This window comes from Pseudonocardia xinjiangensis (assembly GCF_050948425.1).
GTDB classification, from domain to species: Bacteria; Actinomycetota; Actinomycetes; order Mycobacteriales; family Pseudonocardiaceae; genus Pseudonocardia; species Pseudonocardia xinjiangensis.
This window is the reverse complement of record NZ_CP192009.1, coordinates 4,407,230-4,428,348: the sequence shown is the minus strand read 5'-3', so window position 1 is coordinate 4,428,348 and position 21,119 is coordinate 4,407,230. Positions and strand designations below refer to the sequence as shown.

The window sequence follows — 21,119 nt, the reverse complement described above, 5'->3', positions numbered from 1 at the left end:
GACGAAGGAGTGCACGATGCCCTTGATGTTCCTCAACGGCACCGCCATGTCCGGCGGCGCCGACCACCATCTCGTCGGCGACGCGACGCTGGTCGGGCGCACCACCACGGCGCCGCGCTACCGCTTCCACGCCGTCGGCGGGCGCTATCCGGCGCTGGAGGACGTCGGGGACGGGGGTGCCGCGGTGGAGGGCGAGGTCTACGACCTGTCCTACGAGCAGCTGCGCGAGGTGCTGCTGCCCGGGGAGCCCGACGGGCTGGAGCTCGGCGTGATCGAGCTCGCCGACGGCAGCGGGTCGCTGGCCATGGTGCTGCGCCGCGAGTACGCCACGCTGCCGCCGCTCACCGACATCTCGGACCTGGCGAGCTGGCGCGCCTACCAGGAGCAGGCGTGATCGTCGTCCGGGCGCGGCGCGCCGTGGTCGAGGGCACCGAGCGGCCCGCCGCGGTGCTGGTGGAGGGCGAGCGGATCGAGGCCGTGCTGCCGTTCGACGCCGTGGTCGACGCCCCCGAGGTGGTGCTCGCCGCCGACGAGGTGCTGCTCCCCGGCCTGGTCGACACCCACGTGCACGTCAACGAGCCGGGGCGCACCGAGTGGGAGGGCTTCGCCACGGCCACCCGGGCCGCGGCCGCCGGTGGCGTCACCACGATCGTCGACATGCCGCTCAACGCGCTGCCGCCCACCGTCGACGTGGCGGCGCTGGAGATCAAGCGCAAGGCGGCCGACGGCCAGTGCGCGGTGGACGTCGGGTTCTGGGGCGGGGCCGTGCCGGGCAACGCGGGCGAGCTGCGGGCGCTGCACGAGGCCGGCGTGTTCGGCGTGAAGTGCTTCCTGCTCGACAGCGGCGTGGCGGAGTTCCCGCCGCTGCTGGGGCGGGATCTCACCACGGCCCTGCGTGCCGTCGCGGAGTTCGACGGGCTGATGATCGTGCACGCCGAGGACGGCGACCTGGTCCGGGAGGCGGCGGGGCGGCGCTACCTCGACTTCGTCGCGTCGCGGCCGCCGGCTGCCGAGGACAGCGCCATCGCGGGCCTGCTGGCGGCCGCGCGCGAGACGGGGGCGCGCGTGCACGTGGTGCACCTGTCGTCGGCCGACGCGCTGCCGCAGCTCGCGGCCGCCCGCGCCGAGGGCGTCCGCGTCACGGTCGAGACCTGCCCCCACTACCTCGCGCTCACCGCCGAGGAGGTGCCCGACGGCGACACCCGCTTCAAGTGCTGCCCGCCCGTCCGCGAGGCCGGCAACCGGGACGCGCTGTGGCAGGGCCTCGCCGACGGGACGATCGACATGGTCGTCTCCGACCACTCGCCCTGCACCGCCGACCTCAAGCGCCTGGAGTCGGGCGACTTCGGCCAGGCGTGGGGCGGGATCGCCTCGCTGCAGGTCGGGCTGCCGGTGGTGTGGACCGAGGCGCGCCGCCGGGGTCACGGTCTCGCCGAGGTCGTCACGTGGATGGCGGAGCGGCCCACTGCGCTGGTCGGGCTCTCCCTCAAGGGCCGGATCGCCGCGGGACAGGACGCCGACCTCACCGTGTTCGCCCCCGACGCGACGTTCGTGGTGGGCCGCCTGCACCACCGCAACCCGATCACCCCGTACGCCGGGCGGGAGCTGTACGGCCAGGTGCGCCGTACCTGGCTCCGGGGTGCACCCGTGGAGGAGCACGAGCCGCCCCGCGGGCGGCTTCTGCGCCGAGAGGACCTGCGATGAGCGACCAGCGTGACTTCCAGCAGCTGCCCGACCTGGCCCTGCGCACCCTCGGTGGGGGCGTGGTGTGGGCCAACGACGAGTCCTTCGCCGCGCGCGAGAACCTCATCTCGCCCGGCCCCTCGGTGTTCGACGCCGGCTCGTTCGGGCACAAGGGCAAGGTCTACGACGGCTGGGAGACCCGCCGTCGCCGCGAGCCGGGGTACGACGAGGCGATCGTCCGGCTGGGCGCCCCGGGGATCGTCCGCGGCGTGGTTGTCGACACGTCCTGGTTCACCGGCAACTACCCGCCGGAGGTGGCGGTCGACGGGCTGGCGGTCGAGGGGCACCCCACGGTCGCCGACCTCCTCGCCGCCGACGACTGGACCCCGCTGCTGATGCGCACCGGGGTCGCCGGCGACACCGAGAACGAGTTCGACGTGACGAGCCACCGGCGCGTCACGCACGTGCGCCTGCGGATCTTCCCGGACGGCGGCGTGGCCCGGCTACGGGTGCACGGGGAGGCGCTGCCCGACCCCCGGCTGCTCGACGCGCTCGGCACCGTCGACCTCGCGGCGATCGAGCACGGCGCCCGGGTGGTGGGCTGCTCCAACATCTTCTACAGCTCGCCGAACAACCTGCTCGTGCCCGGCCCGCCCCGGTCCATGGGCGAGGGCTGGGAGACCGCGCGGCGCCGCGACGACGACAACGACTGGGTGGAGGTGGCGCTCGCCGCGGAGTCGGTGGTCGCGGTGGCGGAGGTCGACACGAGCTACTTCCTGCACAACGCGCCCGGCTGGGCCACCCTGCGCGGCCGGGCCGGGGACGGCGGGTGGTTCGACCTCGTGCCCCGCACGCCGCTGCAGCCCGACACCCGCCACCGCTTCGTGCTCGACGCCGCCCCCGCGGCCACCCACGTCCGCCTGGACATCTTCCCCGACGGCGGGATGGCCCGGCTGCGGCTGCACGGCCACCTCACACCGGACGGCCGAACCGCCCTCGACCGCCGCTGGACCGACGCGCGAGTTGCAGCAAAGCCACTTTCACGCAACGAGATTGCATGAAAGTGGCTTTGCTGCAATCGGGCCGCCCGCTCGCGGCGCCACCCCTACGACAGTCAGGATCTGGGTATGACCACCCGCTATGCCGTCAACTGCTCCATCATCTTCACCGAGCTGCCGCTCCTGGAGCGGCCGGCCGCCGCCCGGGCCGCCGGGTTCGACGCCGTCGAGTTCTGGTGGCCGTTCCCCACCGCCACTCCCTCCCCCGCCGAGGTGGACGAGTTCGTGCGGGCGATCGAGGACGCCGGTGTGCAGCTGACCGGGCTCAACCTGCCGGCGGGAGACATGGGCGGTGGTGATCGCGGGCTCGTCTCGTGGACCGGCCGCACGGAGGAGTTCCGCACCGGGGTGGAGGTGACGGCGGGGATCGCGCAGCGGCTGGGCACCGCCGTGTTCAACGCGCTGTACGGCAACCGGCTCGACGGCGTCGACCCGGCGGAGCAGGACGACCTGGCCACCGAGAACCTCACGTTCGCCGCCGAGCGCCTCGACGGCGCGGTGGTCCTCGAACCGCTGAGCGGCGCCGAGCGCTACCCGTTGCGCACCGCGGCCGACGCGCTCGCGGTGGCCGACCGGGTGGGCGCGCCGAACGTCCTGCTGCTCGCCGACGTCTACCACCTGACCGTCAACGGCGACGACGTCGACAGGGTGATCGCCGAGAACGGCAGGCGGATCGGCCACGTCCAGTTCGCCGACGCGCCGGGCCGCCACGAGCCGGGCACCGGCAAGATCCCGTTCGACCAGCACCTCGACGCCCTTACCCGCGCCGGGTACACGGGCCTGGTCGGCCTGGAGTACGTGCCGTCGTCGTCGAGCGACCGGGCGTTCGACTGGCTGACCCGATGAGGTCGGCGGAGAAGCCGACGGTCGCGGTGATCGGCCTCGGCATCATGGGCGGCCCGATGGCCGCCAACCTGGTGGCCGCCGGTCACGACGTGGTCGGGTACAACCGGTCGCGTCCCGCCGTGGACCGGCTGGTCGAGGCCGGGGGCCGGGCCGCCGACAGCGCCGCCGAGGCCGTCCGCGGCGCCGGCGTGGTGATCACGATGGTCCCCGACAGCCCCGACGTCGAGGCGCTGGCCCTGGGCGAGGACGGGATCTACGCCACCGCCGGACGGGGCATGCTGCACATCGACTGCTCCACGATCCGTCCCGACGTGGCCCGCCGGCTCGCCGCCGCGGGTGCCGAGCACGGGGTCCGGGTGGTGGACGCCCCGGTCAGCGGGGGCGAGGCGGGCGCCGTCGAGGGCACCCTGTCGATCATGGTGGGTGGCGAGGAGGCCGACGTCGAGGCCGCCCGGCCCTACCTGGACGTCGTGGGGAGCACCGTCGTGCACGTCGGTCCCGCCGGGGCCGGTCAGACCGTGAAGGCCGCGAACCAGCTCATCGTCGCCGGGAACATCCAGCTCGTCGCCGAGGCGCTGGTGTTCCTGGAGGCCCACGGCGTGGACACCGAGTCCGCCACCGCGGTGCTGGCAGGCGGCCTCGCGGGCAGCGCCGTGCTGGATCGCAAGGCGCCCGGGATGCGGGCCCGCGAGTTCGCCCCGGGCTTCCGGATCGACCTGCACCACAAGGACCTCGGGATCGTCACGGCGGCCGCACGGGAGGCGGGTGTCGCGATCCCGCTCGGCGCGCACGTGGCCCAGATGGTCGGGGCCCTGCGCGCGCAGGGCCACGGCGGGCTCGACCACAGCGCGCTGCTGGTGCTGGTGGAGCAGCTGTCGGGGCGGGCCGGAACCGGCGACTGACCACCGGTCGCGCAGTCAGGGGGCCGGAAGCTCCGCCAGCGCCTCGTGCAGGGCGGCGAGGCCGCGTTCCAGGCCGCGCAGCGCGTCGAGGTCGATGCGGGCGAGCAGCCGGGCGCGCACTTCCTGCCCGGCGCTCTCGATCCGGTCCAGCAGCGCCGTGCCGTCGGCCGAGAGCGCGGCGTGGCGCACGCGACGGTCCCGGGGGTCCTCGGTGCGCTCGACCAGGCCCCGCGCCACCAGCCGGTCGACGAGGCCGGTGACGGTGGCGAGCCCGACGCCCAGCGCGTGCGCGAGGTCGCCCTGGGGGAGGGGGCCGTCCGCGCCGAGCACCACGAGCACGCGCAGCTGCTGCATCGTCAGCCCGCTGTCGAACAGCGGGTTCGGCCTGCGTGCGGCGCTGCGCCGCAGCACGGCCTCGTGCGCCGCGATCGCCGCGACGAGGGCGGCGCGCTCGTCGTCGGCGCTGTCGTCGGCGCTGTCGTCGGCACGGTCGTCGGCACGGTCGTCTCCGGCGTTCCCGCTCATCGCAGCCACCTCCTTTTCGCTACACCCGTCCCGGTGTAAGTGCTCAGCGAAGTCTCAGCCGCCGAAAGATGGTTTGTCCGAGACGTAGTATTCACTGGTTTCCATGACCTGGCTCGCCCGCCTCAGCGTGGCCAACCGCGCCATCGTCGGACTGGTGACGGTTCTCGTCATCGCGTTCGGGGTGGTCAGCACCACCTCCCTGCGGCAGGAGCTGCTGCCGTCGCTGGACCTGCCGATCGTCAGCGTCGTGACGCCCTACCCCGGGGCCTCGCCCGACGTGGTGGAGCAGCAGGTCACCACGCCCGTCGAGGATGCGGTGGCGAGCCTGCGCGGGGTCACCGGCACGAGCTCCACCAGCACCGGCAACAGCTCGGTGGTGCGCCTGGACCTCGCCTACGGCACCGACCTGACGGAGTTCGCCACGCAGGCCGAGCGCGCGGTGCAGGGGGTGCGCCTGCCGGCCGACCTCACGCCGACCGTGGTGAGCGGCAGCACCGACAGCCTCCCCGTGGTGCAGCTCGCGGTCTCCTCGGACCTGCCGCCCGACCAGGTCGCCTCGGTGCTGCGCGACCAGGTGCAGCCCCTGCTGGCCGGGCTGCCCGGGGTGGCGGACGTGTCGCTCTCGGGCATCGTCGACCCCCGGATCACCATCGACCTCGACCCGGCCGCAGCGGCGTCGCGTGGGGTCGCGCCCACCGCGATCACGAGCCTCCTGCAGCAGAACGGCGTGCGCGTGCCGGCCGGGCAGCTCACCCCGGACACCTCCCCGCTGACCGTCGAGGTCGGCAGCCCGATCACGTCGGTGGCGCAGCTCGGGGACCTCTACGTGACGTCCACCCGTGGTGCGCCGGTGCGCCTCGGCGACATCGCGACGATCACCGAGGCGCCCGCGCCCGCCACCGGCTACACCCGCACCGACGGCGCGCCGAGCATCGGCATCGGCGTCACCAAGCAGGAGGACGCCAACACCGTCGCGGTCTCGCATGCGGTGAGCGACGCCCTCCCGCAGGTGGTCGACGCGCTGGGCGGCAGCGCGCGCAGCGCCGCCGCCACCGTGGTGTTCGACCAGGCCCCGTTCATCGAGCAGTCGGTGGAGGACCTCACCACCGAAGGCCTGCTCGGCCTGCTGTTCGCGGTGCTGGTGATCCTCGGGTTCCTGCTCTCGGTGCGCGCCACGCTGGTGACGGCCGTGTCGATCCCGCTGTCCGTGCTGATCGCGATGATCGTGCTGTACGTCGGGGACTACACGCTCAACATCCTCACCCTCGGCGCCCTCACCGTGGCGATCGGCCGGGTCGTCGACGACTCGATCGTCGTCATCGAGAACATCAAGCGCCATCTCGGCTACGGCGGCCCGCGGCGCGCCGCGATCCTCACCGCCGTGCGGGAGGTGGCCGGGGCGATCACCGCGTCGACGATCACGACGGTGGCGGTGTTCGCGCCGATCGGGCTGGTCGGCGGCCAGGTCGGGGAGCTGTTCCGGCCCTTCGCGGTGACGGTCACGGCCGCGCTGCTGGCGTCGCTGCTCGTGTCGCTCACCGTGGTGCCGGTGCTGGCGTCACTGCTGCTGCGCAGCCCGGCCACGCCGGAGCCCGAACCGGCGGCGGACGCCGAGCCCGTCCGCACGCGGCTGCAGCGCGGCTACCTGCCCGTGCTGCACGCGGCGATCCGGCGGCCGGTGATCGCGCTCGGCGTCGCCGTCGCGATCCTCGCCGGCACGGTGGCACTGGTCCCGCTGCTGCAGACCAACTTCCTCGGTGACGCGGGCGGCGACACCCTGTCGGTGAGCCAGGAGCTGGCGCCCGGCACGGGCCTCCCCGAGGCCGACGCCGCGGCCAAGCGGGTGGAGCAGGTGCTCGGCGACACCGCGGGCGTGGCGAGCTACCAGGTCACCGTCGGCTCGCCCGACGGCGCGTCGGGCCGGTTCGGGTTCCCCGGTGGCTCGGGCGGCACGGCCACCCGGTTCTCCGTGACCCTCGCCGACGATGCCGACGCCACCGCGGTCGCGGACTCCCTGCGGGACCGGCTCGCGAGCCTCGGGACGTCGGATCAGGTCGGGACGCTCACCGTGCAGGCCGGGCAGGGCGCCTCCGGCGGCGACCAGCTCGCCGTGGACGTGCGCGCCGAGGATCCGGCCGTGCTCGCGCAGGCCGCCGACCAGGTGCAGCGGGCCGTCGCGGCCATCCCGGGAGCCAGCGACGTGCGCAACGACCTCGCCGCGGCCCAGCCCGTGGTCGACGTGGCGGTCGACCGGCAGCGGGCCGCGGCGGCCGGCCTCACGGAGGCCCAGATCGGGCAGGTGGTCGCCACCGCGCTGCGGGGGTCCACCGTCGGCACCCTGACGATCGACGGCGTCGACCAGGACGTGCTGCTGCGCACGGGGGACGCACCGGCCGACGTCGACGGGCTGCGGGCGCTGCCGCTGGCCGGCCGCGGCGCGCCGATCACGCTGGGCGACGTCGCCACCGTCACGCAGAACAGCACCGCCCCGAGCATCACCCACACCGACGGCTCCCGCAGCGCACAGATCACCGCGCGGCCCGCCGCCGACGACCTGGGCGCGGTCACCGCCGACCTGCGCACCACCCTCGACGGGCTCACGCTCCCGCCCGGCGCGACCGCCGAGATCGGCGGCGTCAGCCAGCAGCAGAGCGACGCCTTCGCACAGCTCGGCCTCGCCCTGCTGGTGGCCATCGCGGTGGTCTACCTGGTCATGGTCATCACCTTCCGGAGCCTGCTGCAGCCGTTGCTGCTGCTCGTGGCGATCCCGTTCGCCGCCACCGGGGCGCTCGGGCTGCTGCTGCTCACCGGCACCCCGCTGGGTGTCCCGGCGCTGATCGGCATGCTGATGCTGATCGGCATCGTGGTGACGAACGCGATCGTGCTCATCGACCTGGTGAACCAGTACCGGCGCAGTGGCCGGAGCCTGGCCGATGCGGTCACCGAGGGCGCCGCACAACGCCTGCGCCCGATCCTCATGACCGCGGTCGCCACGATCTTCGCCCTGCTCCCGATGGCCTTCGGGCTCACCGGCGGCGGCGGGTTCATCTCCCAGCCGCTCGCCGTGGTGGTGATCGGCGGCCTGGTCTCGTCGACCCTGCTGACCTTGGTGCTCGTGCCGGTGCTGTACGTGCTGGTGGAGCGCGTGCGGGGCCGGCGGCGACCCGACGACGAGCAGGCAGCCGTCCCCGGTGCGGGGCCCGACGGGGGACCGGGCGGCGGGTCCGCCACCCCGACGGTGCCGCCCGCCGCCCCGGCCGCCGTGCCGTCCCGGGAGCCGGTGCTCACCGGACCGGGCGTGCGCGGGGTCATCGCCGACCGCGACGGGATCGCCCTGGCGGGTGCCGCGATCACCGTGTTCGACGGCCGGGGCACCCGGATCGCCGCCACCGTCTCCGCCGAGGGCGGCCGGTACGCGGTGCCGCTGCCCGGTCCGGGGGAGTACGTGCTGGTGGGGCAGCACGAGGGCCGCGAGCCCACCGCCGACTGGGTGCGGATCGGCGCCGAACCGGCAGGCCACGACCTGCGGGTGGAGGGCCCGGCCTCCATCGCGGGCCAGGTCCGCCACGCGGCGGGCGCGGGCGTCCCGGCGATCGTCACGGTGGTGGACCAGACGGGGGAGCTGCTGTCGGGCACCCGCGGCGACGACACGGGCCACTACCTGATGATCCACATCCCGCCGGGCGAGCACCACCTGCTGGTCTCCCCGCCGAACGGCGCGTCGACCTCGCAGCGGGTGAGCGTCCCGCTCTCCGGAACGCTGCGGCACGACGTCGTCCTCCCGCCCACCGGGATGCTCGCCGGCACGGTCCGCTCCCGGCGGGGGCATGCCGTGAGCGACGCGATCGCCACCGTGACCGACGGGGCCGGCGCGGTGGTGGCCACCGGCCGTACCGCGGCGGACGGCTCGTTCCGCCTGTCCGGGCTGCCCGAGGGCATCTACACGGTGACGGCCACGGTGGGCGCCCCGGCCGTCACCGCCGTCCGGGTGCGGGACGGGTCGGTCACCTCCGCCGACCTCGAGCTCGGCGAGCAGCCCCCGGGCGAACACACGGGCAACGGCCACGGGTAACCGGACACCCCCCGCCCGCGGCCCCCGCCCGGGCGGGGGCCCGGCGAGTCGCCCGTCCCCCACCCGCGAGTCGCCCGTTCCCACTCCGCGAGTCGCCCGTTCTCGGCCCGCGAGTCGCCCGTTTTCGGCCGGTGAGTCGCCCATCCCTGCTCACCGCCCGCTGGTCAGCACGCCGATCTGTTCGGCCGAGAGCACGCGCTCGATCCCGAGCACGGCGGCCCCGGCCAGCCCGGCGTACTCGCCCAGCACGCTGTTGGTGAGCACGAGGTTGCGGGTGGCCAGCGGCAGCGCCCGCTGGTAGACGACGCTGCGCACGCCGGCGAGCAGCTCGTCGCTGGCCGCCGTGAGGGATCCGCCGATCGTCACCCGGGCCGGGTTGTAGAAGTGCACGAGGGTGGCCACGAGCTCGCCGATGAGCCCGGCGGCCTCACGGACGGCGCCGACTGCGGTGGGGTCGCCGCGGCTCACCAGTGCGCGGACGTCGGCGATCGACACGGCCTCGTCCCCGTGCGCGAGGCCGAGCCTGCGTGCGATGGCCCCGGCCGAGGCCACCGCCTCGATGCAGCCGACGTTGCCGCAGACGCAGGCGTCGTCGGGCGCGCCGCGCACGCGCACGTGCCCGATGTCGCCCGCCGCGCCGTCGGCGCCGTGGTGCAGCACGCCCTCCCCGGTGACGAGGCCGCCGCCGATGCCGGTGCCCACCTTGACGAACAGCAGCGGCACCTGGTCGGCGGGCAACGCCCGCGCCTCACCGAGGGCGCGCAGGTTGACGTCGTTCTCGAGGACCGCGGGGCAGCGGTAGGTGTGCTGCAGGCGCGCCGAGACGGGGTAGGCGTGCCAGCCGGGCATGATCGGCGGGCGCACCGGGACGCCGAGCTGGCCGTCGACGGGGCCGGGCAACCCGATCACGACGGCGCGCACCGGGACGTCCTTCGGTGCCTGGGTCAGCAGCGCCGTGAGGTGCGACTCGACGGTCCGCAGGACGGGCTCGGGCCCGTCGGTGACGTCCACTGCGACCTGGATGTGGCCGAGCACGCGCTGGCTGAGGTCGACGACGGCGAGGTGGGCGGCGCTCGCGCCGACGTCGGCCAGCAGGACGTGGCCGCCGCGGGGCGACAGCGCCAGCCGGTCGGCCGGTCGGCCGCGCCCCGACGTGGGCCTGGTCCCGTCCAGGCGGAGCACGCCGCGGGCCAGCAGCTCGTCGACGGCGGTGCTCACGGTGGTGCGCGCGAGGCCCGCGGCGGGGACGAGGTCGGCCTTGCTGACGGCGGTCCCGGAGGCGACCAGCCGGGCCACGGTGCTGAGGGTGACGGCGGACTCGATCCGGCCCGAGAGCGTGGGCGTGCTCAGGCGCAGCGGCGGCAGCAAGGGCAGTGGTGGGGGCGGGAGCATCACGGTCCGATTTCGTCGGAAAAACAGCGCAAAGAAGCATTATTCGGTCGTTGTACGGCACTGGTCAATGCTCCTACGGTTCGGTCCGCCGGCCGGACCACACCGAGGTGGAGGATGACAGCCACGATGGCGGAGGAACCGCTGCTCACGATGCGCGGGATCGTGAAGCAGTTCCCGGGCGTACGCGCCCTGGACGGGGTGGACCTCGACGTGGCCGCGGGGGAGGTGCACTGCCTGCTCGGGCAGAACGGGGCCGGCAAGTCGACGCTGATCAAGGTGCTGGCGGGCGCGCACCGGCCGGACTCGGGGGAGATCGTCTGGGCGGGCGAGCCCGCGTCCTTCGGGTCGCCGCACGCCGCCGACGCCGCCGGGATCGCCACGATCTACCAGGAGCTCGACCTGGTGCCCGGGCTCAGCGTCGCCGAGAACGTGGTGCTGGGCCACGAGCCCGCGCGCCTGGGCTTCACCCGCCCGCGCGACGCCGAGAACGTGGCGAGGGCGCTGCTGCGCCGCCTCGGCCACCCCGAGATCCCGCCCGGTCGTGAGCTGGGGCGGCTGTCGGCCGCCGGCCAGCAGATGGTGAGCATGGCCCGCGCCCTCGCCAGGGACGCGCGGTTGATCGTCATGGACGAGCCGTCGGCGGTGCTCGACCCGGAGGAGGTGCGCAACCTGTTCCGGGTGATCCGGGAGCTCACCGCCGACGGGGTGGCCGTGGTCTACATCTCCCACCGGCTCGAGGAGATCCGCGAGATCGGCGACCGGGTCACCGTCCTCAAGGACGGCCGCACCGTGGCCCGGAACCTGCCCGCCCGCACCACGCCGACCGCCGACGTCATCCGGCTGATGACCGGCCGGACCATCGAGTACGTCTTCCCGGAGCGCCCCGCCACGCCGCCGGGCGAGGTCGTGCTGGAGGTCGACGGGCTCGCCCGCAGCGGGGAGTTCGCCGACGTCTCGTTCACCGTCCGCGCCGGGGAGGTCGTCGGCCTCGCCGGCCTGGTGGGGTCCGGCCGCTCGGAGATCATCGAGACCGTCTACGGCGCGCGCAAGGCGACCGCGGGCTCGGTGCGCGTGCGGGGCAAGGCGCTGCGCGCCGGCTCGGTGCCCGCGGCCGTCCGCGCGGGGATGGGCCTGGCCCCCGAGGAGCGCAAGAGCCAGGGCCTGCTGATGGCCGAGCCGGTGTACCGCAACGTCTCGCTGCCCGCACTCGCCCGCTTCGCCCGGTTCGGTTTCCTCGGCCGCGACGCCGAGCTCGGCGCCGCCGGGGCGATCACCGCCCAGCTCGACGTCCGGCCGCCCGACGCCACGCGCCCGGTCCGGACGCTCTCGGGCGGCAACCAGCAGAAGGTCGTGCTGGCCCGGTGGCTGCTGCAGGGGTGCTCGGTCCTGCTGCTCGACGAGCCCACCCGCGGCGTCGACGTCGGTGCGCGCAGCGAGATCTACGCGCTGATCCGCAGGCTCTCCGCAGAGGGCGCGGCGATCGTGCTGGTGTCCAGCGAGGTGCCCGAGGTGCTCGGCCTCGCCGACCGGGTGCTGGTGGTCCGCGAGGGCCGGGTCGTCCACGAGGCCCCGAGCGCCGAGCTCGACGAGGGCCGAGTCCTCGACCTGGTCATGGAAGCGCTCGTGCAGTCAGAGAAGGAGAGTGCCGGCCATGAGTGACGAAGGCGCGCGGACGGGCACAGCACCCGCCGCAGCACCGGTGACGCCCGAGAGGCAGCCACCGGCCGCCGACGAGCGCAGCCGCGTGGAGCAGGCCGCGCGGACGGCCGAGCCCGCACGGTCGCCGCTGGGCCGGCTGCTCGACAGCGGCGCGGGCCGCAACCTCGGGCTCGTGGCGGTGCTCGCACTGCTGTGCGTGGTCGGCATCGTCACCGCCGACACGTTCCTCACCACCTCGAACCTCCTGACGATCCTCACCTCGGCCTCGATCATCGGGGTGCTGACCGTCGGGGTCACGTTCGTGATCATCGGCGGCGGCATCGACCTGTCGGTCGGCAAGGTGATGGCACTGGCCTCGGTGTGGGCCACGACCGTCGCCACCCAGTCCTACGGGCCGCTGGTCATGGTGTTCTGCGCGCTGGCCGTCGGGACCGGCGCCGGGCTGGTCAACGGGCTGCTCATCGCCTACGGCCGGATCGTGCCGTTCATCGTCACCCTGGCGATGCTGATCACCGCGCAGGGGCTGGCCGAGCGCATCTCCGGGCGGCGCAGCCAGATCGTCACCGACCCGGTGATCGCCGGCATCGCGAACACCCGCGTGCTCGGGATCCCCCTGCTCGTCTACATCTTCGCGGCGGTGGTGGCCGTGGGCTGGGTGGTGCTCAACCGCACCACGTTCGGCCGCCGGACGTTCGCCATCGGCGGCAACTCCGAGGCGGCCCGCCTGGCCGGTGTCGACGTGCGGCGCCACACCGTGCTGCTCTACGCGGTGTCCGGGCTGTGTGCCGGCATCGCGGCGATCATGATCGCGTCGCTCACCACCACGGGGTCGAGCACACACGGCACGCTCTACGAGCTCGACGCGATCGCCGCGGTGATCATCGGCGGCACGCTGCTCTCCGGGGGCCGCGGCACGCTGATCGGTTCGATCCTCGGGGTGCTCGTCTTCACGACGATCACCAACCTGTTCGTGCTCAACAACCTGGCGACAGAGGTCCAGAACATCGCCAAGGGCGTGATCATCGTCGTCGCCGTGCTGATCCAGGCCCGTGCGCAGCGCTCGTCGGCTGCTGGTTGACCCCGCCGAACGACCGACCCCAATGAAGGAGTCCACCATGCCCGACCCCCGCAACCTCCCCGGTGCCCTGCGGCGGCGCGGCTTCCTCGCCGGCGCCCTCGGCGTCGGTGCCGGTGCCGCGCTCACCGCCTGCACGAGCAACGCCGCCCCGTCGGCGCCCGCCAACGCGCCTGCCGCCGCGGCAGGGGGCGACAACGCCACGCCCGGCACGCCGGTGACCATCGGCTTCTCCGCGCCCGCCGCCGACCACGGCTGGATCGCGGCCATCGCCAACAACGCGCAGGCGCAGGCGCAGGCCTACTCCGACGTGACGTTCGAGGCCGTGAACCCGACCAACGACATCACCCAGCAGATCGCCGCCGTCCAGACCCTGATCAACCGGAACGTCGACGCACTGGTGATCCTGCCCAACGACGGCAGCCAGCTGACGTCCGTGGGACGCGCGGCGATGCAGGCCGGGATCCCGGTGATCAACCTCGACCGGATCTTCGACTCGCCGCTGGCCTACCGCACCTGGATCGGCGGCGACAACTACGGCATGGGTGTGAGCGCGGGCAACTACATCGGGGAGCGGCTGAAGGCCGCAGGCGTGGCCAACCCGGTGATCGGCGAGATCGCGGGCATCGACAACCTCCCGCTGACCCAGTCCCGCAGCCAGGGCTTCGCCGATGCACTGGGCACCTACGGCTTCCGGGTCGGCCCGCGGCAGGCGGCCGACTTCACCGCGCAGGGCGGCCAGCGGGTCACCGCCAACCTCCTGCAGGCCGCACCCCGCCTCGACGCCGTCTGGAACCACGACGACGACCAGGGCATCGGCGTGCTCGCCGCGATCAACCAAGCCGGCCGCAACGAGTTCTTCATGGTGGGCGGCGCCGGCTCGGCCAACGCGATGCGCGACATCCAGGCCGACAACACGGTTCTCAAGGCGACGGTCACCTACAGCCCGTCGATGGCATCATCCGCCGTTGCGCTCGCGCGTCTCGTGGCGCAGGGTCGGGGGATGGGCGATCTTGCGGAGCAGGAGGTGCCGGCCTCGATCACGCTGGCGTCGGCGACGATCACACGGGAGAACGTCGCCACCTACATGCCGCTCGGCTTCGAGTCCTGAGCGCCATGGGCAGCGATCAGGTTCTCGGGGTCGGGATGGTGGGCTACGCCTTCATGGGCGCGGCCCACTCACAGGCGTGGCGGACGGCAGGGAGGTTCTTCGACCTTCCGCTGCAGCCGGACATGGCGGTGCTGTGCGGCCGCAATGCCGAGGCCACAGCGGCGGCGGCGCAGCGGATGGGGTGGCGCACCACCGAGACGGACTGGAAGGCGTTGCTGGGGCGCGACGACGTGCAGCTCGTGGACGTCTGCACGCCGGGGGACACGCACGCGGAGATCGCGATCGCCGCGCTGGAGGCCGGCAAGCACGTGCTGTGCGAGAAGCCGCTGGCCAACACCGTCGACGAGGCGCGGGCGATGGTGGCCGCCGCGGAGCGGGCACAGGCCAAGGGCGTGCGCAGCATGGTGGGCTTCAACTACCGGCGGGTGCCGGCCATCGCGCTGGCCCGCAAGCTGGTGGAGGAGGGACGGATCGGGCAGGTGCGCCACGTCCGCGCCCAGTACCTGCAGGACTGGATCGTCGACCCCGAGTTCCCGCTGGTCTGGCGGCTGCAGGCCGAACGGGCGGGGTCCGGGGCGCTGGGCGACATCGGCGCCCACATCGTCGACATGGCGCAGTTCGTCACCGGTGACCTGCTCACGAACGTCACGGCCATGACGGAGACGTTCATCACGGAGCGGCCGCTGCCCGGGGCGTCGAGCGGGCTCACCGCGTCGGGCTCCGACGAGCGGGGCCCCGTCACCGTCGACGACGCCGCCCTGTTCATCGGCCGGTTCGCGAGCGGGGCGGTGGCGAGCTTCGAGGCCACGCGGTTCGCCACCGGGCGCAAGAACGCGATCCGGTTGGAGATCAACGGCAGCGCCGGCTCGCTGGCCTTCGACTTCGAGGCGATGAACGAGCTGTCCTTCTACGACGGCACGGAGGACCCGGAGACGGCAGGCTTCCGCCGGATCCTCGTCACCGAGCCCACCCACCCGTACGCGGGGGCGTGGTGGCCGCCCGGCCACCTGCTCGGCTACGAGCACTCGTTCACCCACGAGGTCGTCGACCTGCTGCGCGACCTCGCGGCGGGCACCGATCCCACGCCGTCGTTCGCCGACGGCCTGCAGGTGCAGCTCGTGCTCGACGCCGTCGTCCGCTCCGCGCAGAGCGGCAGCTGGCACCCGATCCCATCCTGACCACGCTCGCGAAAGGGGCACCGCGCGATGGCGCGACCGATCACGCTGTTCACCGGCCAGTGGGCCGACCTGCCGTTCGAGGAGGTCGCCCGGCTGGCCGGGGAGTGGGGCTACGACGGGCTGGAGATCGCCTGCTGGGGCGATCACTTCGACCCGTGGGCCGCGGTCGAGGACGACAGTTACGTGCAGGGCCGCCGCGACATCCTGGCCAAGCACGGGCTGGAGGTCTACGCGATCTCCAACCACCTCACGGGCCAGGCCGTCTGTGACGACCCGATCGACCAGCGCCACCACGACATCCTGCCCTCGCGGGTGTGGGGCGACGGCGAGCCGGAGGGGGTGCGGCAGCGCGCGGCCGAGGCCATGAAGACCACGGCCCGCGCTGCCGCGAAGCTCGGCGTGGACACCGTCATCGGGTTCACCGGATCGAAGATCTGGAAGACCGTGGCGATGTTCCCGCCGGTGCCCCAGTCCATGGTGGACGACGGCTACCGCGACTTCGCCGACCGCTGGAACCCGATCCTCGACGTCTTCGACGAGGTCGGCGTCCGGTTCGCCCACGAGGTGCACCCGTCGGAGATCGCCTACGACTACTGGACCACCGTGGCGGCGCTCGAGGCCGTCGGGCACCGGCCGGCGTTCGGCCTGAACTGGGATCCGAGCCACTTCGTCTGGCAGGACCTCGACCCCGTCGGGTTCCTGTGGGACTTCAAGGACCGGATCTACCACGTCGACTGCAAGGACGCGAAGCGTCAGGTCGGCAACGGGCGCAACGGCCGGATGGGCTCGCACCTGGCGTGGGCCGACCCGCGGCGCGGCTGGGACTTCGTCTCCACCGGCCACGGCGACGTCCCGTGGGAGGCCTGCTTCCGGATGCTCAACACCATCGGCTACACCGGCCCGATCTCCGTCGAGTGGGAGGACGCGGGGATGGACCGGCTCGTCGGGGCGCCGGAGGCACTGGAGTTCGTGCGCAGGCTGGCGTTCGACCCCCCGTCGGCCGCCTTCGACGCCGCCTTCAGCAGCAGCACCTGACCCGCGGCTGGTTCCGGAAGCCGATCGTGACCTACGGTCGCGCTGTCGCGCGGACGGAGGCTGCATGGTGGAGGTCGATGCGGTGCTTGCTCCCGGTGGTGGCCGGCCTCGCCGCTGGCGCGGTCCCCGCCGGGGTGCACAGGCGATGGACGCGCTGTCCGCAGGTCGGCGCATCGCGGCCGACCTCCGCGGCGGCATCACCGGCTCCGGCGCAGGTTCGGCCGCCCGGGGGCTGCGCCGGTTGCTCGACGCCGACGCCGTGGCGATCGGGGGCCTGCACGGCGAGCTGACCTGGGCCGGTCGCCCCACCGACCTCACGGCTGCCGCGCAGCTCGCCGACAGCGCGCTGCGCGGCGACGCCCGCGCGACGGGCGGGGGCGCGGTCGCGCTGCCCGTCCACGCCAGCGACGAGCTGGCCGGCGTGCTGGTGGTGGTGGGGCCGGTCCCCCCGTCCGCCGTGCGAGAGGCGGCGCTGTGGGTGGGGGAGGCGCTGGAGCGGGCCCTGCTGGAACAGTCCGCCCACGTCGCCCGCCAGGCCGAGCTGCGGGCGCTGCGGGCGGAGATCTCGCCGCACTTCGTCTACAACAGCCTCACGACGATCGCGTCGTTCGTCCGGTCCGACCCCGAGCGGTCGCGGGACCTGATGCTCGACTTCGCGGAGTACACGCGGCACAGCCTCGCCCGCCACGGCGAGTACACGACGATCGCGGGGGAGTTCCGGGCCATCGAGGCCTACCTCGCGCTCGCCCGCGCCGTGCTCGGCGACCGGCTGCGGGTGCAGGTGCGGATCGCGCCGGAGATCCTTCCCGTCGCACTCCCGTACCTGGTGCTCCAGCCACTCGTGGAGAACGCGGTGCGGCACGGGGTGGAACTGCCCGGCTCCAGCGGGCTCGTGCAGGTCAGCGGGGAGGCCGACGGCACCGACTGCGTGATCATCGTGGAGGACGACGGGCCCGGGATGGACCCGGAGTACGCTGCCGCCGTTCTGGCGGGGTGCGGTACGCCAGGGAGCCTCGGGTTGGTGAACGCCGACCGCAGACTGCGCACGGTGTTCGGAGCCGGCTACGGCCTGGTGATCGAGACGGCCGTGGGTGAGGGCACCCGGGTGCTGCTGCGCCTGCCACGTTTCCAGCCGGGGGTGGTGGTGTCGTGACCGGGGGACCGGGTCTGCGGGTGCTCGCGGTGGACGACGTCGCACCTGCGCTGGAGGAGCTGCGCAGGATGTTGACGGAGTCCCCGGGGGTGGCCGCCGTCGCGGTGGCGGGCGAGCCGATCACGGCGCTGCGGCTGCTCCAGGCCGGCCCGATCGACGCGGTGTTCCTCGACATCTCCATGCCCGCGATGAACGGGATGGAGCTGGCGTCGCTGCTGGCCCGCATGACCGACCCGCCCGCGGTCGTGTTCGTCACCGCCTACGAGGAGCACGCGGCGGCGGCCTACGGCATCGGCGCCGTCGACTACCTGCTCAAACCGGTGCGTCCGGAGCGGCTCGCCGCGGCGCTGACCAGGGTGCGGCGCTTCAGCGCCGCAGCCGCTGCCGGTCCCGACGCAGCGCCGGCACCGCCGATCGACGCGCTCGCCGCGCTACCGGTGGAGCTGGCGGGGTCCACGCGTTTCGTCCGCCGCGACGATGTGCGGTTCGTCGAGGCCCAGGGTGACTACGTCCGGCTGCACACCCCGACGGGAGCGCACCTGGTGCGCATCCCGATCTCCCGCCTCGAACAGCACTGGCAGGCCGCGGGGTACGTCCGCGTGCACCGCAGCTACCTGCTCGCCGTCCATGCCGTCCGGGAGCTGCGCAGCGACCTCGGAGGCGGCCTGCTGGCCCACACCGATCTCGGTGACGTGCCCGTCAGCCGCCGCCACGCGCGCGACCTGCGGGAGCACCTCCTGGAGGCGGCCCGGCGCGGGGCCTTCGACCAGCCGAACCGGCAGCTGCGTTGATCGGGCGGCCCCGATGACCCGCCAGCGTCGGATCGCCGTCACCAGCCCCCAGACGAGGCTCGCACTCGCGGGGCGGCGAACAGGCGTTCCGGCCGTCCCGCCGCACCTCGCCCCGGCCGACGCCGAGCGGGCGCGGCGCATCCACCGCCGGCAGCTGCGGCACGCGCTGACCGTGCTCGGGTTGCTGGCCGCGCTGCTGCTGGGCCTGCCCCTGCTGCTCGTGGCCGCCCCCGGGCTGGACGAGGTGCGGCTCGGGGGCATCCCGGTGTCCTGGCTCGCGGTGGCCGTGCTGCCCTACCCGGTGCTCGCGTTGCTGGCCCGATGGCAGCTGCGGCGGGCCGAGCGCACCGAACGGCCGGACCGGCCACCGGGAGTCCGCGAGTGATCCTCGCCATCGTCCCCGTGCTGCTGATCACGTTGCTGATCGGAGCGCGCGGGGTGGCGGCGATGCGCACCACCTCGGACTTCCTGGTGGCGTCGCGCCGGATCTCCCCCACCGTCAACGCGGCCGCCGTCTCGGGGGAGTACCTCTCCGCGGCGTCGTTCCTCGGCGTCGCCGGTCTCGTCGTCAAGGACGGGGTGGGCTCGCTCTGGTACCCCGTCGGGTTCGCCGCGGGGTACATCGTGATGCTCGCGCTCGTGGCCGCGCCGCTGCGCCGCACCGGTGCGCTCACCGTGCCGGACTTCGCCGAGGCCCGGCTGGGGTCCCGCAGGCTGCGCAGGCTCTCTGCCGTGGTGGTGCTGGTGATCGCGTTCCTCTACCTGGTGCCGCAGTTCACCGCCGCCGGGCAGGTGCTCGCCGTGGTCAGCGGCAGCCCGTACTGGGTGGGCGTGGTGATCGCCGGCGCCGCCGTCAGCATCACGCTGTCGCTCGGCGGGATGCGCGCGGCCACCTACGTCCAGGCGTTCCAGTTCGCGCTCAAGCTCGTGCTGTTCATCGTCCCGGCGATCTGGCTGGTGCTGCAGGTCGGCCCGGTCGTCCGCGCCGACGCCCTCGAACCGGTCGAGTTCACCCGGTTTCCCGTCGCCACCCCGGTGGAGTTCCGGCTCGACACGGAGCTGACGATCACCGCGCCCACCCACGCGGCCATCGCGGGCCACCCCCAGCAGCTGCTCACCCCGGGGCGGTACGCGGCCGAGGGCGGAACCACCTGGGTGTTCGACGCCGGAGCGCCCGTTCCGCAGGTGGGAACCGGACGGCCACCGGGAGGTGAGGAGTGGGCGCGGCCGCTGCTCGACCCCGGCGGCTACCCGGTGCTCGCGACCTGGTCGATGCTCGTGGCCACCGTGCTCGGCACGATGGGCCTGCCGCACATCCTCGTCCGGTTCCACACGAGCGCCGACGGCCGCGGCGCCCGGCGGACCGCGGCGATCACGGTCGGGCTGCTGGGGGTGTTCTACCTCTTCCCCGCGATCTACGGGCTGCTCGGGGCGGTACTGCTCCCCGAGCTGTACCTGTCGGGCGGGACGGACACGGTGGTGGTGGCGCTCCCGGCCACCGTCGACCAGAGCTGGGTCGGGACGATGTTCACCGCGCTGCTCACCGCGGGCGCCTTCGCCGCGTTCCTCGCCACGTCGCTCGGACTGCTGCTCGTCGTGTCGGGGGCGCTCGCACACGACCTGGTGCCGGGCACGCTGCGCCGGCTGCGCTTCACCCCGATCGCCGCGGCGCTGGTGGTGGTGCTGCTCGCGCTGCGGGCGGAGCGGATCGACGTCGGTGTGCTGGTGACGTCGGCGTTCGCGGTGGCGGCGTCCACCTTCTGCCCGCTGCTCGTGCTCGGGATCTGGTGGCCGCGGCTGACGGCCCGCGGCGCCATCGTGGGCATGGTGGTCGGGTTGATCTCCTCGGCCGGTGTGATCGGCGTCGACCTGATCCTCGGGGCCCCACCCGGCCTCCCGGCGATCGTGCTGGGGCAGCCCGCCCTGTGGTCGGTGCCGCTGGCGTTCGCCACCATGGTGCTCGTGTCGTTGCGCGGCACCCCACCTGCCTGGGCAGCGGCGGCGATGCTGCGGCTGCACCTCGACGAGAACCGGTCCGGATCCGCCGCGACCGATGACTTCTGCCCACCCCGGCCGTCATAACGGCAGTGGGCTCGGACGGTCCACCCGATGCTGGGAGGGCCGGTGAACGCTGAGTCGCCCGAGTCGCCCGAGTCGGACGACGGCGCCGAGGGGGCGCCGTCGCCCGGCGAGCCCGCGCGCGGCCGGGTGCTGGCCCCCCTGGACAGCGAACCGCTCTCGTTTCTCGCCCGGCCGCCGGGCCCCGGGTTCCGGACCACCGTCGTCACCCTCGAAAGCGGCACCACCCGGGCCTTCGACGAGGCGGAATGGAGCGACGCGCTGGTCGTCGTCGAGTCCGGGGAGGTCGACCTGGAGTGCGGGGCGGGCGGCCGCCGCCGCTTCCGTTCCGGCGCCGTCCTGTGCCTGACGGGGCTCGGCCTGCGCGCCCTGCACAGCGTGGGCGCCGAGCCCGCGGTGCTGGTGGCGGTCGCCCGGAGACACCCCGCCGCAGACCCCGGCCCGGCCACCTGACCACACGTTCCGCGCGCTGGCTGGGGTCTGCGAGGACCAGGTCGGGCGCGCGGAACCCCGGCCCGGCGGGGGCTGCGGCCGGTGCTCGTCACTCTCGCGGTGGACCC

The 21,119-nt window shown here is 74.0% G+C and carries 18 protein-coding genes; 16 read left to right on the top strand and 2 right to left on the bottom strand.

Features of this window, described 5'->3' with window-relative positions; translation table 11 throughout:
- The first annotated feature begins 16 nt into the window (after positions 1-16).
- The 5 genes from ACQPZA_RS20870 to ACQPZA_RS20850 all read left to right on the top strand — a co-directional run bounded on the left by ACQPZA_RS20870 (position 17) and on the right by ACQPZA_RS20850 (position 4,489).
- Positions 17-394 (top strand): allophanate hydrolase-related protein, encoded by a 378-nt coding sequence (locus tag ACQPZA_RS20870; RefSeq protein WP_433272922.1) that lies wholly within the window; start codon positions 17-19, stop codon positions 392-394.
- Positions 391-1,704, top strand: a complete 1,314-nt coding sequence (allB, locus tag ACQPZA_RS20865; protein WP_433272920.1) for an allantoinase AllB — start codon at positions 391-393, stop codon at positions 1,702-1,704. The genes ACQPZA_RS20870 and allB overlap by 4 nt, the downstream gene beginning before the upstream one ends.
- Positions 1,701-2,744 (top strand): allantoicase, encoded by a 1,044-nt coding sequence (gene alc, locus ACQPZA_RS20860; protein ID WP_433272918.1) that lies wholly within the window; start codon positions 1,701-1,703, stop codon positions 2,742-2,744. The genes allB and alc overlap by 4 nt, the downstream gene beginning before the upstream one ends.
- A 66-nt stretch (positions 2,745-2,810) precedes the next feature.
- Positions 2,811-3,587, top strand: a complete 777-nt coding sequence (locus ACQPZA_RS20855) for a hydroxypyruvate isomerase family protein (protein WP_433272916.1) — start codon at positions 2,811-2,813, stop codon at positions 3,585-3,587.
- On the top strand, positions 3,584-4,489 hold the full coding sequence (locus ACQPZA_RS20850; RefSeq protein WP_433272914.1) for a 2-hydroxy-3-oxopropionate reductase: 906 nt from the start codon (positions 3,584-3,586) through the stop codon (positions 4,487-4,489). The genes ACQPZA_RS20855 and ACQPZA_RS20850 overlap by 4 nt, the downstream gene beginning before the upstream one ends.
- A 15-nt stretch (positions 4,490-4,504) precedes the next feature.
- On the opposite strand, the gene ACQPZA_RS20845 is transcribed toward ACQPZA_RS20850, so the two are convergent.
- Positions 4,505-5,014 (bottom strand): MarR family winged helix-turn-helix transcriptional regulator, encoded by a 510-nt coding sequence (locus tag ACQPZA_RS20845; protein WP_433272912.1) that lies wholly within the window; start codon positions 5,012-5,014, stop codon positions 4,505-4,507.
- Between the two features lie 103 nt (positions 5,015-5,117).
- Here ACQPZA_RS20845 and ACQPZA_RS20840 point away from each other — a divergent pair, with 103 nt between their 5' ends.
- Positions 5,118-9,086, top strand: coding sequence for an efflux RND transporter permease subunit (locus tag ACQPZA_RS20840; protein WP_433272910.1), 3,969 nt, complete (start codon positions 5,118-5,120; stop codon positions 9,084-9,086).
- Positions 9,087-9,236: 150 nt separating this feature from the next.
- Here the strand turns inward: ACQPZA_RS20840 and ACQPZA_RS20835 are convergent, their stop codons facing one another.
- Entirely contained in the window at positions 9,237-10,478 is a 1,242-nt protein-coding gene (locus ACQPZA_RS20835) for an ROK family protein (RefSeq protein ID WP_433282910.1), read from the bottom strand.
- A 114-nt stretch (positions 10,479-10,592) separates the two neighbouring features.
- On the opposite strand from ACQPZA_RS20835, the gene ACQPZA_RS20830 reads away from it, so the two are divergent.
- The 10 genes from ACQPZA_RS20830 (at position 10,593) to ACQPZA_RS20785 (ending at position 21,012) form a co-directional block, all read left to right on the top strand.
- Positions 10,593-12,137 (top strand): sugar ABC transporter ATP-binding protein, encoded by a 1,545-nt coding sequence (locus tag ACQPZA_RS20830; RefSeq protein ID WP_433272908.1) that lies wholly within the window; start codon positions 10,593-10,595, stop codon positions 12,135-12,137.
- Positions 12,130-13,215 carry an ABC transporter permease gene (locus ACQPZA_RS20825; protein WP_433272906.1) on the top strand — a complete coding sequence of 362 codons (1,086 nt, stop codon included), beginning with the start codon at positions 12,130-12,132 and terminating at the stop codon, positions 13,213-13,215. Before ACQPZA_RS20830 ends, ACQPZA_RS20825 begins: the two co-directional genes overlap by 8 nt.
- A 37-nt stretch (positions 13,216-13,252) precedes the next feature.
- Positions 13,253-14,323 carry a substrate-binding domain-containing protein gene (locus tag ACQPZA_RS20820; protein WP_433272904.1) on the top strand — a complete coding sequence of 357 codons (1,071 nt, stop codon included), beginning with the start codon at positions 13,253-13,255 and terminating at the stop codon, positions 14,321-14,323.
- Positions 14,324-14,328: 5 nt separating this feature from the next.
- A complete protein-coding gene (locus tag ACQPZA_RS20815) occupies positions 14,329-15,501 on the top strand; it encodes a Gfo/Idh/MocA family protein (protein WP_169399950.1) in 1,173 nt (390 codons plus the stop codon).
- Positions 15,502-15,528: 27 nt separating this feature from the next.
- The gene (locus ACQPZA_RS20810) at positions 15,529-16,536 is read left to right on the top strand and encodes a sugar phosphate isomerase/epimerase family protein (RefSeq protein WP_169399951.1); all 1,008 of its coding nucleotides are present in this window, start codon (positions 15,529-15,531) and stop codon (positions 16,534-16,536) included.
- Positions 16,537-16,600: 64 nt separating this feature from the next.
- Positions 16,601-17,689, top strand: coding sequence for a sensor histidine kinase (locus ACQPZA_RS20805; RefSeq protein WP_169399952.1), 1,089 nt, complete (start codon positions 16,601-16,603; stop codon positions 17,687-17,689).
- Entirely contained in the window at positions 17,686-18,480 is a 795-nt protein-coding gene (locus ACQPZA_RS20800) for a LytR/AlgR family response regulator transcription factor (protein ID WP_433272901.1), read from the top strand. The genes ACQPZA_RS20805 and ACQPZA_RS20800 overlap by 4 nt, the downstream gene beginning before the upstream one ends.
- 13 nt (positions 18,481-18,493) lie before the next feature.
- The gene (locus ACQPZA_RS20795; RefSeq protein WP_169399954.1) at positions 18,494-18,865 is read left to right on the top strand and encodes a hypothetical protein; all 372 of its coding nucleotides are present in this window, start codon (positions 18,494-18,496) and stop codon (positions 18,863-18,865) included.
- Positions 18,862-20,562 carry a cation acetate symporter gene (locus ACQPZA_RS20790; RefSeq protein WP_433272899.1) on the top strand — a complete coding sequence of 567 codons (1,701 nt, stop codon included), beginning with the start codon at positions 18,862-18,864 and terminating at the stop codon, positions 20,560-20,562. Before ACQPZA_RS20795 ends, ACQPZA_RS20790 begins: the two co-directional genes overlap by 4 nt.
- Before the next feature lie 42 nt (positions 20,563-20,604).
- On the top strand, positions 20,605-21,012 hold the full coding sequence (locus ACQPZA_RS20785; RefSeq protein WP_433272897.1) for a hypothetical protein: 408 nt from the start codon (positions 20,605-20,607) through the stop codon (positions 21,010-21,012).
- Positions 21,013-21,119: the final 107 nt, after the last annotated feature.

Excerpts from the sequence above, each read along its gene's own strand:
- ACQPZA_RS20835 (WP_433282910.1), bottom strand. The coding sequence starts at position 10,478 with ATGCTCCCGCCCCCACCACTGCCCTTGCTGCCGCCGCTGCGCCTGAGC.
- alc (WP_433272918.1), top strand. The coding sequence starts at position 1,701 with ATGAGCGACCAGCGTGACTTCCAGCAGCTGCCCGACCTGGCCCTGCGC.
- ACQPZA_RS20855 (WP_433272916.1), top strand. The coding sequence starts at position 2,811 with ATGACCACCCGCTATGCCGTCAACTGCTCCATCATCTTCACCGAGCTG.
- ACQPZA_RS20820 (WP_433272904.1), top strand. The coding sequence starts at position 13,253 with ATGCCCGACCCCCGCAACCTCCCCGGTGCCCTGCGGCGGCGCGGCTTC.
- ACQPZA_RS20870 (WP_433272922.1), top strand. The coding sequence starts at position 17 with ATGCCCTTGATGTTCCTCAACGGCACCGCCATGTCCGGCGGCGCCGAC.
- ACQPZA_RS20850 (WP_433272914.1), top strand. The coding sequence starts at position 3,584 with ATGAGGTCGGCGGAGAAGCCGACGGTCGCGGTGATCGGCCTCGGCATC.
- ACQPZA_RS20840 (WP_433272910.1), top strand. The coding sequence starts at position 5,118 with ATGACCTGGCTCGCCCGCCTCAGCGTGGCCAACCGCGCCATCGTCGGA.
- ACQPZA_RS20845 (WP_433272912.1), bottom strand. The coding sequence starts at position 5,014 with ATGAGCGGGAACGCCGGAGACGACCGTGCCGACGACCGTGCCGACGAC.
- ACQPZA_RS20805 (WP_169399952.1), top strand. The coding sequence starts at position 16,601 with ATGGTGGAGGTCGATGCGGTGCTTGCTCCCGGTGGTGGCCGGCCTCGC.
- ACQPZA_RS20810 (WP_169399951.1), top strand. The coding sequence starts at position 15,529 with ATGGCGCGACCGATCACGCTGTTCACCGGCCAGTGGGCCGACCTGCCG.
- ACQPZA_RS20795 (WP_169399954.1), top strand. The coding sequence starts at position 18,494 with ATGACCCGCCAGCGTCGGATCGCCGTCACCAGCCCCCAGACGAGGCTC.
- ACQPZA_RS20825 (WP_433272906.1), top strand. The coding sequence starts at position 12,130 with ATGAGTGACGAAGGCGCGCGGACGGGCACAGCACCCGCCGCAGCACCG.
- ACQPZA_RS20830 (WP_433272908.1), top strand. The coding sequence starts at position 10,593 with ATGACAGCCACGATGGCGGAGGAACCGCTGCTCACGATGCGCGGGATC.
- ACQPZA_RS20815 (WP_169399950.1), top strand. The coding sequence starts at position 14,329 with ATGGGCAGCGATCAGGTTCTCGGGGTCGGGATGGTGGGCTACGCCTTC.